At 47.9% G+C, this 13,159-nt stretch carries 13 protein-coding genes; all 13 read left to right on the top strand.

What is annotated here, in order from left to right:
• The first annotated feature begins 40 nt into the window (after positions 1 to 40).
• Entirely contained in the window at positions 41 to 817 is a 777-nt protein-coding gene (locus tag ASG89_RS11880) for an energy-coupling factor ABC transporter permease (protein WP_057310878.1), read from the top strand.
• The gene (locus tag ASG89_RS11875) at positions 814 to 1,101 is read left to right on the top strand and encodes an energy-coupling factor ABC transporter substrate-binding protein (RefSeq protein ID WP_057310876.1); all 288 of its coding nucleotides are present in this window, start codon (positions 814 to 816) and stop codon (positions 1,099 to 1,101) included. Before ASG89_RS11880 ends, ASG89_RS11875 begins: the two co-directional genes overlap by 4 nt.
• Positions 1,094 to 1,888: a cobalt ECF transporter T component CbiQ gene (gene cbiQ / locus ASG89_RS11870; protein WP_057310874.1), complete on the top strand. Its 795-nt coding sequence runs from the start codon at positions 1,094 to 1,096 to the stop codon at positions 1,886 to 1,888. The genes ASG89_RS11875 and cbiQ overlap by 8 nt, the downstream gene beginning before the upstream one ends.
• A 14-nt stretch (positions 1,889 to 1,902) precedes the next feature.
• On the top strand, positions 1,903 to 2,742 hold the full coding sequence (locus ASG89_RS11865) for an energy-coupling factor ABC transporter ATP-binding protein (RefSeq protein ID WP_057310872.1): 840 nt from the start codon (positions 1,903 to 1,905) through the stop codon (positions 2,740 to 2,742).
• 20 nt (positions 2,743 to 2,762) lie between these two features.
• Positions 2,763 to 3,782 carry an ABC transporter substrate-binding protein gene (locus ASG89_RS11860; RefSeq protein WP_057310870.1) on the top strand — a complete coding sequence of 340 codons (1,020 nt, stop codon included), beginning with the start codon at positions 2,763 to 2,765 and terminating at the stop codon, positions 3,780 to 3,782.
• Positions 3,783 to 3,895: 113 nt separating this feature from the next.
• The gene (locus ASG89_RS36305; RefSeq protein WP_157276617.1) at positions 3,896 to 4,039 is read left to right on the top strand and encodes a hypothetical protein; all 144 of its coding nucleotides are present in this window, start codon (positions 3,896 to 3,898) and stop codon (positions 4,037 to 4,039) included.
• Complete coding sequence (locus tag ASG89_RS11855) at positions 4,032 to 5,435, top strand: cobyrinate a,c-diamide synthase (protein WP_057310868.1); 1,404 nt, start codon at positions 4,032 to 4,034, stop codon at positions 5,433 to 5,435. Before ASG89_RS36305 ends, ASG89_RS11855 begins: the two co-directional genes overlap by 8 nt.
• A gap of 454 nt (positions 5,436 to 5,889) precedes the next feature.
• The gene (locus ASG89_RS11850; RefSeq protein ID WP_082593020.1) at positions 5,890 to 8,229 is read left to right on the top strand and encodes an FAD-dependent oxidoreductase; all 2,340 of its coding nucleotides are present in this window, start codon (positions 5,890 to 5,892) and stop codon (positions 8,227 to 8,229) included.
• A 220-nt stretch (positions 8,230 to 8,449) separates the two neighbouring features.
• Positions 8,450 to 8,638, top strand: coding sequence for a hypothetical protein (locus ASG89_RS11845; protein WP_057310866.1), 189 nt, complete (start codon positions 8,450 to 8,452; stop codon positions 8,636 to 8,638).
• Positions 8,639 to 8,801: 163 nt separating this feature from the next.
• Positions 8,802 to 9,992, top strand: coding sequence for a hypothetical protein (locus tag ASG89_RS11840; protein WP_057310864.1), 1,191 nt, complete (start codon positions 8,802 to 8,804; stop codon positions 9,990 to 9,992).
• A complete protein-coding gene (locus tag ASG89_RS11835; RefSeq protein ID WP_057310863.1) occupies positions 9,935 to 10,819 on the top strand; it encodes a hypothetical protein in 885 nt (294 codons plus the stop codon). Before ASG89_RS11840 ends, ASG89_RS11835 begins: the two co-directional genes overlap by 58 nt.
• The gene (locus tag ASG89_RS11830; protein WP_057310861.1) at positions 10,776 to 11,237 is read left to right on the top strand and encodes a hypothetical protein; all 462 of its coding nucleotides are present in this window, start codon (positions 10,776 to 10,778) and stop codon (positions 11,235 to 11,237) included. The genes ASG89_RS11835 and ASG89_RS11830 overlap by 44 nt, the downstream gene beginning before the upstream one ends.
• 159 nt (positions 11,238 to 11,396) lie before the next feature.
• Positions 11,397 to 13,019, top strand: a complete 1,623-nt coding sequence (locus ASG89_RS11825) for a hypothetical protein (protein ID WP_057310859.1) — start codon at positions 11,397 to 11,399, stop codon at positions 13,017 to 13,019.
• The last annotated feature ends 140 nt before the right edge of the window (positions 13,020 to 13,159 follow it).

The following is a 13,159-nucleotide window of genomic DNA, read 5'->3' as shown; positions in this document are numbered from 1 at the left end:
CCTTGAGCGACTTATTATCATACTGGAGGCTGGATTAAAGATGCAACGAACGTATCTTAAGCGTTACGGATCTGTATTTTTTCTCATACTGGTGTTCTCACTGTATTTATTTCTAAATGACCCCGAATCCGCCTATGCCATGCATATCATGGAAGGCTTTCTCCCCATTGGTTGGGCCATATTCTGGTGGGTGGTATTTATTCCATTTTTTATTGTCGGTTTGCGTTCACTGATTCGTATTACCAAAGAAGCTCCCGAATTAAAGCTGATGCTCGGATTGGCAGGAGCGTTTACTTTCGTGTTATCCGCACTCAAGATCCCTTCCGTAACCGGCAGCAGTTCGCACCCGACAGGTACAGGTTTAGGAGCCATCATGTTCGGACCGTTTGCAATGAGTGTGTTGGGCTCCATCGTATTGCTGTTCCAAGCGTTGCTACTCGCACATGGTGGCTTGACAACACTTGGAGCTAATGCATTTTCTATGGCTGTTGTTGGACCTATCGTTGGCTATTTTGTTTACAAAGGGCTCATCCATTCGACAAAGAAGCAGCTCTTCGCCATATTTGCTGCTGCAGCGCTTGCCGATTTATCTACTTACATGTGTACTACTATCCAGCTATCGTTGGCATTCCCTGCGGAAGACGGTGGATTTTTAACTTCGGTAGCTAAATTCGGTAGTATCTTCGCGGTTACGCAAATACCGCTTGCGGTTATTGAGGGACTGCTGACCGTGATGATCTGGAAATGGTTGAGCTCGTACAATTCGAAAGAGATCCAGTTCTTACAAAAACATATGAAAGGGATTGAAACGAAATGAAAACTCGTACAATGACGATCACGTTCCTAATTATCATTGCGCTTATGATTGTTATTCCACTGCTAATGATTAACGGTGACTTCGGTGGAGCCGATGGGGCAGGTGAACAAATGATTGCCGAGTTACAGCCTTCTTATCAGCCATGGTTCGAGTCATTCCTTTCTCTACCCGCGGAGACAGAAAGTATGATGTTCGCGTTGCAAGCAGCGCTAGGCGCGGGCTTTATTGGGTATGTGTTAGGAAAGTTCAAGGGATCGGCTACATCATCCCGATCCGATGATTAAGCTGATCGATTCTTATTCATATTCCAATCAGCTTAGGAATGAATCCGCAGTCTGGAAGACCGGTTTTGCAGTCATCATGCTTATAATGACATATTTTTCCAATGCAGTGTTTCAGGCTGTGATTTTTTGTTGGATGATGTACTGGACCGTTGTTCACGCCAGAATTCCCTTTAAAATTTACTCAAAGCTGATCATCGTTCCTTTCTTATTTTATGCGGCGAGCTTGCCAGCCATCATTCTTGAAATCAGTCATGCTGTGTCCAATGATACCCTTATGTTGCCTGATCATTATGTTATTGCGACTTTTCATAATTGGTCCATCTATATGACGTCAACAGGTATTCACAGAGGGTTGTCGTTAGGGGTTCAAATTGCGGCTTGCTCATCCTGTGTTACTTTCATAGTAATGACTACCCCGATGTCTGAGCTCTTTCAGCTTATGAACAAGCTTAAAATCCATCCGTTGTTGATCGAGCTCATGTTAATTATGTATCGTTTTCTTTTCATACTTATGGAAACCTCCACGATGATCTATACGGCCCAAACCGCAAGAGGAGGACAGACTGGATTTCGGAGCAGGCTGCGAGACAGTTCGATTCTCATCTCGAGACTCATTGTTAAAACGATACAGCGTTATGATGAGCTTAATCAAGGCTTGACAGCAAGGGGCTTCGCTGGTGAACTGCGGTTAGCGCCTTATTCCCATAAAGCGGTACTACGCAGATATAGGATAGAATCTTTTATTGGCATCAGTATGCTCCTTTTGCTTAACCTCATTTACAGATGAAAGGAGCTTTATACATGAATCATATTTTGGCAGCTTTTGAAGTGAGCTATCAATATCCCGGTTCCGATCGCAAAGCGCTTCAGGAGCTGCAAATGAACATCCCCACAGGGAAGCGGACCGCGATCATCGGCCATAATGGGTCGGGGAAATCGACCTTTTTTCTCCATTCAATCGGAATCGTCCAGCCAATGAGCGGAATGTTGCAATGGAAGGGAGAACCCCTCAGCTACAAGCGCAAAGATCTGCAGCAGCTTCGCCAACAAATCGGACTCGTCTTCCAAGATCCCGAACATCAGTTGATTCACTCTACGCCCATTGAGGATATAGGCTATGGTATGCGCAATGCCGGGATGTCCGAAGATGTCATTCAACAACGGACTTCACAGATGCTGCGAACCTTCCATCTTGAGCATGTTGCGAATTTGCCCATTCATCATTTAAGTTTGGGACTTAAAAAAAGAGTCGCGTTGGCGGGTGTAGTCGCACTCGAACCGGAAATGCTGCTGCTGGATGAACCTACGGCTTATTTGGATCGTCATGCCGAACGGCAGTTCATCGATGAGTTGAACCGCCTCCACGGCCAAGGAATGACGATCGTCATGGCAACTCATGATATGAATCTGGCTTATTCTTGGGCCGATTGGGTAATCGTTATGGACCAAGGAAGAAAGGTTCTTGAAGGTGATCCTCTCGATGTGTTCTATTACAATCGAGCAGAGCTTCCTTCCGAGCTTGAACCTCCAATGTTAATTGAAATTTGGGATGGGTTTCCCAGTACTCTTCGTGCAACGATAGGAACACCTCCACGAAAGGTACATGAGATGTCCCAACTTTTTGCAAATCATATGAGCTAATTTGAAAGGGAACAGTGGAAATGAAAAAAATCAGTCTTATCGTGTTATCTATCTTACTTGTCGTAATACTAGCTGCATGCGGAGCGAACAATAACAATTCATCGTCCGACAACACGAGTTCAATCTCAAAGTCTAGCGGGACATCGTCAGTGACGGATGCTAGCCAATCTGCATCAACATCGGCTGAAAATGCCAAGAGGACGCTCTATCCGCTGACAGAAACGGACGCAACTGGCAAGAAAATCACGTTTGTGAAAGCGCCGGAGAAGATAGTGTCCACATCCCCCTCAGAGACGGAAATTTTATTCGCGCTTGGTTTAGCGGATCGGATCGTAGGCGTATCGAAGTCCGACAATTTTCCGAAGGAAGTGGAAAGCAAGGCAAAGATCGGAAGTACCACCACGCCGAATGCGGAAGCGATCGTGGCCACTGGCGCTGATCTCGTCGTCACGGGAATTTCCATTAAGGATACAGCGCTCGAAAATCTTCGCACGCTAGGTCTTAACGTCATTTGCTCGGATCCGAAAAATCTTAACGATGTTCTTAACGAGATTCTGTTTCTCGGACGAATTACCGACAAACAAAAGGAAGCTGAAGCACTCGTTGCGCAAATGAAAGCGGATATTAAGAAAGTAACCGACGTAGCGGCGACTATCAAACTAGAGAAGAAGAAAAAGGTTTACATCGAATTTTCCCCTGGTTGGACGGTGGGGAGCGGTGAGTTCATGAACGAGCTCATTACGCTTTCTGGCGGACTGAACATTGCTTCCGACGTAAAGGGCTGGATTCAGATCGACGAAGAGAAGATTATCAAAGACAATCCGGATGTGATCATCTATACGCTTGATAAGGTGGATAAAGAGGGCAAAAAGCTGGAAGATCTCATTCACGGCCGCACCGGCTGGAGAGATATTACGGCAATTAAAACCGAACAAGTCATCGGTCTGAACGGAGACGTACTCTCCCGACCAGGTCCGCGGATCACGCAAGCGCTGCTTGGCATCGCGAATGCGATCTATCCAGACTTGTATAAAAAATAGGTAAGTGGGGGAGGGGCTGGTTTCTCGCTCCTCCTTTTTCAATCGTCGTTGTACATCTGATCATTGGCTTGATTAGTTACACATTATTAAATATAGGATAGGAGAGAATGCGATTGGAACTGAAAAGGTACGGTCATGAAGGAGATTTGTTGACGGCAATTGAGGCTTTCAGTTCCTCGGAGGAAGGCTGGTTGGATTTCACCTCGAACATGAACCCTTTCGGTCCCTCGGAAGTTCGGTGGAACGCGCATGAGTGAGCGCAGACCCCGTTTTGTCGTGGCCGGAATTGGAAGTGGTGCCGGTAAGACGACGGTGACGATCGGTTTGATGGCCGCCTTGCAGCAGCGCGGCTTGCGGGTGCAGGGTTTCAAATGCGGCCCCGACTACATTGATCCGACATATCATACGGCCGTCTCAGGCAGGCAGTCACGTAATCTCGATACATGGATGCTTTCTCATAATACGATGAAGGAAATCTTTTTACGAGGCTCTGCAAACGCTGATGTGTCCGTCATCGAAGGCGTCATGGGCATGTTTGACGGTAATGACCCGCTATCCGACGCAGGATCGACGGCGGAAATCGCCGAGCTTCTGGACTGTCCTGTTCTGCTTGTCGTGAATGCACAGAGCATGGCGAGAACCGCGGCAGCGATTGTGCTCGGCTTCCAGCAGTTGGCGGGTCCTAGACGAATTGCCGGGGTCATCGCCAACAAATGCGGCAGCGATGCGCATTACAAGCTTGTCAAAGCGGCAATCGAGCAAGTATGCAGTATCCCCGTACTCGGCTGGCTCTGCCGCGACGACGGGCTGCAGGTGCCGGAGCGGCACCTTGGCCTCGTGCCTGCTATTGAGCGAGGCGAACTTGCACCGCTCTTCAGGCATGCAGCCAATGTGATCGAAAAGGGCATCGATCTTGACGCCATACTGGCGCTAGCAGGAGAAGCACCCGTGCTCGATTGGCCAGAACAGCGATTGTTCGCAGATATGGCCGTTTCCGGAACAAGACCGATTATCGCTGTTGCGAAAGATGCAGCATTCAACTTTTACTACCCTGAAAACCTGGAGCTGCTCGAGCATTTGGGCGCTCGTGTCCGTTTGTTCAGTCCGCTTGCGGGAGAAGCCGTTCCTGATAACGCCGCCGGGGTCTATATCGGAGGCGGCTTTCCGGAAGAATTTGCCTCTCGGCTCTCGGAAAACCGTCATGTCCGTGAAGACATAAAAACGCGAGCGGAGGCGGGACTTCCGGTTTTTGCGGAATGTGGCGGTTACATGTATTTAACCAGGTCCATCACTGATCGTTCTGGCGAAAAGCACGAAATGGTTGGGCTCATTCCCGCTGAGGTGCGTATGGAATCAACGCTGGCTGCACTCGGCTACCGTGAGGTGAAGGGGTTGCGCGACAGTGCGCTTCTGGCGGAAGGAGAGACGATCCGCGGGCACGAGTTCCATTATTCTACGATCGCTGTAAATCCTGATCAAGACGAGTGCCCTTATGCCTACGAGACAAAAGGGTTGCGTGGGGCCGGCAAGGACGGCTACGCGCTGCCAACTCTGACGGCGGGATACACGCATGTTCATTTTGCATCTAATGTGGAGGCTGCTAAACGTTTTGTCCGGCATTGTACGGCGTATCAGGAGAAAAGGAGACAGTAACCGATCGATAGGATCTTCTGTATAACCAGTCACTAATTGATCCATCTGATTGGGTGAATTAATTGATTATTGCTACCCAGGATGTTTCGTTGGGACGATGAATTTTGCAGCCAATTGAATTTACATTAATTATTTTGAAGTCTTAAATCTATCAGTGAAGTAGTCGTTAAATAAATTATTAGTCCCAATTCTAGCTTTAGCTGAGATTGGGACTCTTTTGTGTCCGAATATATATATCGAAGGTGCAAACTATGTAAACAAAGCATCACATATACACTTAACATTTTATCGGCGGGTTCAAATGATGTGTACTTGTGGTGCCAAAATGAAGGCATCAAATCAAAAATGGTGCTATTTTAATGCGTACCTGTTCAGGATAAAGTGAAAAGGAGAAAAAGAAAACGCTGTCATCAAGGATTGTTAGGTGCGGCTGCATAGAGGGAGACGAAGAGATATGGGGAATGGCTTCAAAGATACGCGTACAGATGGCAATCATACAGCGAGAAAAAAGGGGCAAAAGACGGAGAAGTACGATGTTGTCGTGTGCGGAGGCGGACTTGCGGGTTTTTGTGCGGCCGTTGCTTCGGCCAGACATGGCGCCAAAACATGTCTGGTACAGGATCGCCCTGTCTTCGGCGGGAACAGCTCGTCCGAGGTCAGAGTGACGCCTCATGGTGCAGCAGCTTTTCATGTTTACGCCAAGGAAACGGGGATCATTTCGGAATTATTGATTGAGGAACGCGCGCGCAATCATGAGCAGATTTTTGAGAATGGATGGACGAACAGCGTTTGGGATATGACGATGTATGATCTGGCGCAGCGCACGGAGAATTTAACCTTCTATTTGAATACGGCCATTCTGGATGTTCGGATGACGGGTGAGCGAAAGATTGCTTCGGTCGTGGGGTATGTAGCGAACGCTGAAATGGAGCTTGAGCTCGAAGCGGATGTATTCGTGGATTGCACAGGTGACGGCATCGTTGCAGAACGTGCAGGCTGCGAATGGCGAATGGGTTCGGAAGCGCGTGAGGAATTTGACGAGCCGCACGCGCCACTCCGGGCCAACGGAGATGTGATGGGGAGCTCTCTTCTTTTTAAAACAAAGGATTTGGGCTACCCTGCTCCGTTCACCGCACCGGATTGGGCCGCGAAGCTCGATAATCCGGATTTTTTCTACAAGCAGGGCCGTAATCCGAACGATATGCGAGGCGGTTATTGGTGGATTGAAATCGGCATGCCTTGGCACACCATCTATGAAAGTGAAGATATTCGTCATGAGCTCACACGCTACGTGTTAGGGATTTGGGATTGGATCAAGAACAAGGATCCTCGCACGCAAGAGCTGGCAGCGAATCACGCAATAGATTGGATTGGCCAAGTGCCTGGCAAACGGGAAAGCCGCAGAATTATGGGTCACTATCTGATGACGGAACACGACCCGCTAAATCGAACCGTATTTGAGGATGAAATTGCTTATGGCGGCTGGTTCCTTGATCTGCATACACCCGGGGGACTTCTTGCGCCTACCAGTGAGCATGCCAGTTCGGAAGGCTATGATGAAACGTCCCCTTATATGGTGAAAAGCTACTGCGGCCCTTATGGTATTCCTTTGCGGTCAACAATTGCCAAGGATATCGATAATTTGATGATGGCTGGGCGGAATATCTCCGTTACGCATGCCGCATTAGGCACGGTACGAGTCATGGCGACAACCGCGCTGATTGGGCAGGCAGTGGGAACATCGGCTGCGATTGCATTAAAGCATGGATTAGCGATAGCGGATGTCCCAAGTCAGGCTATACAAGAAGTGAAGCAAACACTGCTGCGCGACGGCTGCTTCCTGCTGAACACGACGAACGAGGATGAGCTGGATCTTGCGCGCAAGGCGCGCGTTACGGCTAGCAGTCAAGCTTCGTGCAACGGTTCGGAAGTGAAGGCGGAACTGCACGCATCCGGCCAGCTCGGTCATCAGGATGAAATTCTCCTTCAGCGGAAGGGGCAATGGATTGCGATATCGGAAGGCGTGCTGAACCGTGTGTCGGTATGTGTGAGCAATCTGAGCGAAACCCCTCAAATCGTGGAAGCGAAGATGATTCCAGTGGATCATATTTGGGACTATCGCTGCGACGCCAATCCGCCGCTGGCCGTAACAGAGCTGGAAATCATGCCAGGCAAGTACCAATGGATCGATTGGGATGTACACCTGAGCGGGGATGATGGCTTGAAGCTGGGGACCTATGTGCGATTGGATTTACTGGCGAATCCCAACGTTGCTTGGCATTGCGGGGATGGTATTGTGCCAGGCCATACGTGTGCGTATGAAATGGGCGAAGGCAAGATGCGCCGGGATTGGAACGGTCCGACCCGTAGCTTCCGCGTAGATCCTCCGCAGCATGCGTACAGCCCTGAGCAAGTCATTAACGGTGTAACGCGGCCTTATCGGTTTACGAACCTGTGGCGTTCGGATGCAAAAGAGGCGCTTCCGCAATGGCTGGAATTGAAGTGGGAGGATCAACAAACGATTGGACAGATCGAGCTCTCATTCCCGGGCAACCTATTATGGGAATACCGCGGGTATCCACCATTTTATCGCGATCCGCAATGTCCAAAGGATTATCGAATTGAAGCGTATGTGGACGGTGGATGGCAAGAGCTCATCCAAGTGAAAGATAATTACCAGCGCCATTGCCGATATACCCTAGCGCAGTCGGTTCAAACGGATACAATACGCGTCGTGATCGAGGCGACCAATGGAGATCCGTCGGCTGCAATCTACGAGATTCGATGTTATTAAGGATAATTCAGAACGCCAGGGACCATTCGTTGTTAAGCGATTGTGAAGGGGGGGGATGCCTGCTGAAGTGAGCTTTCAAACGGTGGCGCTGCATAAGCCGATTGTTCCTGTACCACAACGAACCAAGCAGCTCCATTAAAAAACACAGACCTGCAAGTTCTGCACTGTGAAATCGTATACATGGAGGGAACGACTGTAATCTCGATTAAGGAGCTGATTGATGGTGTACAATTCGAGTAAAGGGTGGACTTCCTTTCTGAGTTTGACCCTAATGCTCTCTTTGATTGGCGTCGGCGGGTTCTTAGGTCAAACACCGACGGCCCAGGCAGTTGATGTATGGAAGCCAATGGACACGCAGCCGATGACGATTTCCGGCAGGGAAGTATGGCTTCATCCAGCAAGGAGCTGACGGCGACTACACCTTCGAACTGGCACCGCACAAGAAGGTGAAGCTATACGGAGCCAATGTAACCTGGAACATGTACTACGGCTCCCATGCTGATGCGGATTAAACCGTAGATCGGCTTGCACGGTTAGGCTACAACGTGGTGCGGATACATTCAGTCGATTCCATGCAGGATTGGGCACCGGGGATATTCGTCCAGAATGGATCGACAACGCCCCAGCTGAATCCGGATAAACTGGATCGATTGGAGTATTTTATTGCGAAGCTGAAGTCCAAGGGCATTTATGTGACGATCGATATGTTCCACCTGTATGATTTTAAAAATATACCGGGGCTTGGCGAATATGCAGAGGGTTATAATTCACCGTATTTGCTTCCGCTGCTCCCGCAGGCGTTGGATATGTGGAAGAAGATTGCCGACACGTGGCTCTCTCATGTGAACCCCTATACGGGACTCGCTTTGAAGAATGATCCCGTTCTGGTCGGGGTCAGCCCGTGGAATGAAGCCCTACTCCAGAATATGAGTCTCAGCGGCATGAAGGCGCCATTGCGCGATTACTTGCTTCAGGATTTCAACCAGTATCTGGCCTCGCTAGGTAAACCAACCATCACTAATTTTCCCGTCAGCTATTGGGATGCATGGGGGGAAATTAAGGATCAGCTTACTGCTTATTACTCTAATAAAACGATTAATGTCTCTAATGCAATGAGAACGTATTTAAAGGATCAGCTCGGCATTAATGCTCCTATTGGGGGATTAAACTACCTGATTAGCCCGAATGTGAACTATTGGCGCGATCAAGCTTCGGATGTGTATGAAACCCATGCCTATTACCAATTTTCAAACCAAAGGTTCACCGACAGTATAGGGAGCGGCTATCAATATCATCCGCTTAAGGAGCCACGTCTAAGTATGGCGTTCAATAGCGCTACAGCTGCCAATTATCCGAAGGATTGGCCGACGGACACCCATTTTGGAACGTACTATCCTGCTCTTTCATTCAGGCAGCCGTATGCCGAACCATTTCTGCTTACCGAGTTTCAGGATACCCAGCCCTTCAAAGGGCGTGAGGAAGTTGGGATCTTTAATGGGGCAATCGGGGCATATCAGGGCTGGGATATGATGAACCGCTACTCCTTCGGCCGGGATGCAGGGGATGGGTATAACAATCTAAAGCTGGGTGCCCCTGAGGAGTTCTCAATTGCAGGTGAACCGCTTGCCATTATGTCGGAGACAGAAGCGTCGGTCATATTCTGCAATGAGGCGATTCAGGCAGCAAGTCCGAAATTCGTGTTCGTATGGAACGCACATGGGCTCGCAACAAAGGTGCAGCCTCGGAAGGCGACGCTTATGTAGCAAACATGATGTACATTCCTCATTTGTTCAAGACCTTGTCTGTGTATGCAGATAAACCGAATGTACCTTTGTCTGTGTACGAAATTACGCCGGACGTCACACCGGAACGGATCGCCAGCGGCAATCTGCCGACAGCCAATAAGCTGCCGATTTCGTCTTCCATGACGAACAGACAGATGGCCGAACTGTTCATCAATTCGTTGGACGATGCGAACAAGAAGACGGAAATGTTAGCGGCCTTGAATCAGAATAAGCTGCTGTCCGACACCGGGGAGTTCGTGAACACGCCGAAAGTGATTGCTGCGGCAGGAACGATGAATAATCATACCTTTACGCTGGGGCAAGCGACCGTGACCAGCGATGTCGAGAAAGGTACTTTTTTTGCATCCTCCTTGGACGGAAATGAACTGAAGGATAGCGAACGCATGCTGCTTATCTATAAGACAGATGTAGCGGCTACCAATGAGCAATATGTGATGCAGCCTTCCGGCCAATTAAAGTATTACAGAGGGATCTTGCCTACACTGGTAAAGCAGCAGACGGCTCAGCTCACGTTAACCACTATTAAACCAGCCGGCGGTTACAAAGGGTATAAGCTTGCGCTGAATGGTACGCGTCTTCAGGAAATCCCTGTGACCGTGAACGGTCAGGTGCTGTCGGTTACGCTGGAGACGGATAAAGGATTTGCATTTGAGCTCGTATACGACGCGCTGTACGCCACGGGTTTCGAGTCTGGCACCGCGAATGGGTGGTCTGTCGTTTCTTACTGGGGGGTATTTCTCCGTGGAGTCGGATCTAAATGGCTCAAAAGCTTACTTATCCAATAATGCGGACAAAGGAGGAACAAAGTCAGTCACAGGAACCTCAACATGGACCAACTATAGCGTAGAAGCTAAGGGGAAAATGGAGACAACGAGCGGCAGAATGGGGGTAATCGCCAGATTCGTCGACTATAACAACTATTACAGCATGTCTTATGACAACTTCGGAAAGAACGTCTACATCACTAGACTGCAAAATGGCGTTCTAACAGATCTTGCGATTTCAGCTCCAATCACACCGCTTGCAACAGGCATCTACCATAATCTGCGATTTACCTCAGCAGGGAACACGCTGCAGGCTTATGTGAATGATCTGCTTATTGCTACTGCTTCAGACAGCACGTTCCCAACGTGGAAAATTGGTGTGAACACACATTTTAACAAAGCTTATTTTGATGATGTTGTGGTACGTACAGCTCCATAATTCGTTAGATTTATATTCAACGGCGGTAACGCACTGCGTTACCGCCGTTTCTCATCAGACTCCTCTTCATTCTTCGAACAAGATGAGCGAAGGGCCGATCACCGCAGAGTGAATTTGTATCTACTAAATTCAAACAGATGATAAGGGGAATTAATTTAAATGATAAATAACAAGATTATTTATGTTGAAGATTATATAGATGCTAGGGTATCAGATGATGCTGCAGGCATTCGGGCAGCCATAAATAAGGCAATTGAGGTAAATGCAGATATCGTAGCCTTCGAGCCGCGTGTTTATATACTGGAAACCTCTCAGATTATCCAAACGGAGGGATTTGCCCATGATGCGGGAAGTCGGGATGAGACATTTAAGGAATGTCATATCCCGATCCGTGGAGCCAAATACTTAACACTCCAGGGAGCTGTTGATGAGAATGGTGAGCCTGCAACCGTACTTGTTGGCTTTAATGATCTTCAAGTCCATCATTACTTACCTGCTATCTTGTGGTGTGAAGACTGTAATCATTTGCAAGTGAGTAATCTTGCATTCACACGCGGACCAGAATTTGCCTCAGCTGGTGTAGTAGTCTCTAATAATGGCAACCAAATTTCTGTTGAAGTATTCCAAGGAAATCCATGTTATGACAACATGGGAACGTATTGCATGAATCGGTTACATCCGGAAACAGGCGCCCTTATCGGTGAAAGCGTTACATACGGTGGGGGGGCAGGCAGTCCATGGAGATTGCAAGGCGAGAGGAGGTTAGTGCTAAACAGTATGGATGTGGCATCCAAGGTCCAGGTTGGGGAATTTTTATCTTGGCACCAAGGAGCGCAAACCGATTTTCAAACTTATTTTGCCAGATGCGATGATTTGACTCTGACTAATATCAGAACGTATAATGCCAACGGATTTTGTATGTTGACGGAGAACTGTCATGAGATAGCAGCAGACCGTGTGGTCTTTAGACCAAAAGGTAAGCAGCTTTTTACAGGCCCTCGTGATGCATGGAAAATTTACAAATGCAGCGGTAACATAGAGATTAGTCGGATGATTGCAGAGGGTGTACGGATGGATGGTCAGAATATGCATAACAATTGGCTGGTTCTTAAGCAAATCACGAAATCCAACGAAGCGGAATTCTTCTGTAAGTACTCTTTTGCTCCTCTTGTAGCTGGTAGTCAAATTCAGCTCTACTGTGAAGATGAATCGGAAAGCTACCGTATCGTGGAAAGTAGTCACGTGAGAAAGGGGGATGGTGGGAACTATTATCGAGTCGTCTTTGATCGCGACCTAGCCAAGGAACTAAAGGAAGGAACGCTAGGTACAGCGTCCTGTTGGAAGGCAAGCCGTTACATTTGCAAGGATTCGGAATTCATAAACATCGCGGGTGCAGGTCATTTGGTACGATATGATCATTTATATATTTTTAATTGCAAGTATCGAAATACAATGAATCCTGGGATATTGCTTGGTGCGGAGCTGCCTGTTCATTCAGAAGGAGGTCATGCTAGCGATATTCTTATTAAAGATTGTGAGTTTGATAATTGTGGATTTTTCCCGAGGTATGGGGCTTATGGATGTATCGGTATCAAGTCGCATGGATTCAAGGGAAAATTCAATAAAAGCATTATCATAGCAAATAATAGGATGAAAAATTCCGACATTGGCGTCCATGCAGTAGATGTGGATCATGTATATCTGATTGGAAATATATTTGAAGAGATTGATGTTCCATTATTACAAGATGATCCAAACATCGGGAGAATATGGACGCATTGATTACCCAAGGCATCCAAAATGTAGGTATCAAAACAAAAATGGTGATATTTTTATAAGCGCTTACAAAACGTATAGTAAATTTAATTCACTTAGGGTTTGAAAGGAGGTGGTTTATGTCGCACAGATCAGCGACTCTGCCG

The sequence above is a fragment of the Paenibacillus sp. Soil766 genome (genome assembly GCF_001428105.1).
Classification (GTDB): domain Bacteria; phylum Bacillota; class Bacilli; order Paenibacillales; family NBRC-103111; genus Paenibacillus_E.
This window is presented reverse-complemented; position numbering and strand designations above follow the sequence as displayed.

What these genes read in the sequence shown, in the direction of transcription:
- ASG89_RS11880 (WP_057310878.1), top strand. Translation starts at nt 41, where the DNA reads ATGCAACGAACGTATCTTAAGCGTTACGGATCTGTATTTTTTCTCATA.
- ASG89_RS11875 (WP_057310876.1), top strand. Translation starts at nt 814, where the DNA reads ATGAAAACTCGTACAATGACGATCACGTTCCTAATTATCATTGCGCTT.
- cbiQ (WP_057310874.1), top strand. Translation starts at nt 1,094, where the DNA reads ATGATTAAGCTGATCGATTCTTATTCATATTCCAATCAGCTTAGGAAT.
- ASG89_RS11865 (WP_057310872.1), top strand. Translation starts at nt 1,903, where the DNA reads ATGAATCATATTTTGGCAGCTTTTGAAGTGAGCTATCAATATCCCGGT.
- ASG89_RS11860 (WP_057310870.1), top strand. Translation starts at nt 2,763, where the DNA reads ATGAAAAAAATCAGTCTTATCGTGTTATCTATCTTACTTGTCGTAATA.
- ASG89_RS11855 (WP_057310868.1), top strand. Translation starts at nt 4,032, where the DNA reads ATGAGTGAGCGCAGACCCCGTTTTGTCGTGGCCGGAATTGGAAGTGGT.
- ASG89_RS11850 (WP_082593020.1), top strand. Translation starts at nt 5,890, where the DNA reads ATGGGGAATGGCTTCAAAGATACGCGTACAGATGGCAATCATACAGCG.
- ASG89_RS11845 (WP_057310866.1), top strand. Translation starts at nt 8,450, where the DNA reads ATGGTGTACAATTCGAGTAAAGGGTGGACTTCCTTTCTGAGTTTGACC.
- ASG89_RS11840 (WP_057310864.1), top strand. Translation starts at nt 8,802, where the DNA reads ATGCAGGATTGGGCACCGGGGATATTCGTCCAGAATGGATCGACAACG.
- ASG89_RS11835 (WP_057310863.1), top strand. Translation starts at nt 9,935, where the DNA reads ATGGAACGCACATGGGCTCGCAACAAAGGTGCAGCCTCGGAAGGCGAC.
- ASG89_RS11825 (WP_057310859.1), top strand. Translation starts at nt 11,397, where the DNA reads ATGATAAATAACAAGATTATTTATGTTGAAGATTATATAGATGCTAGG.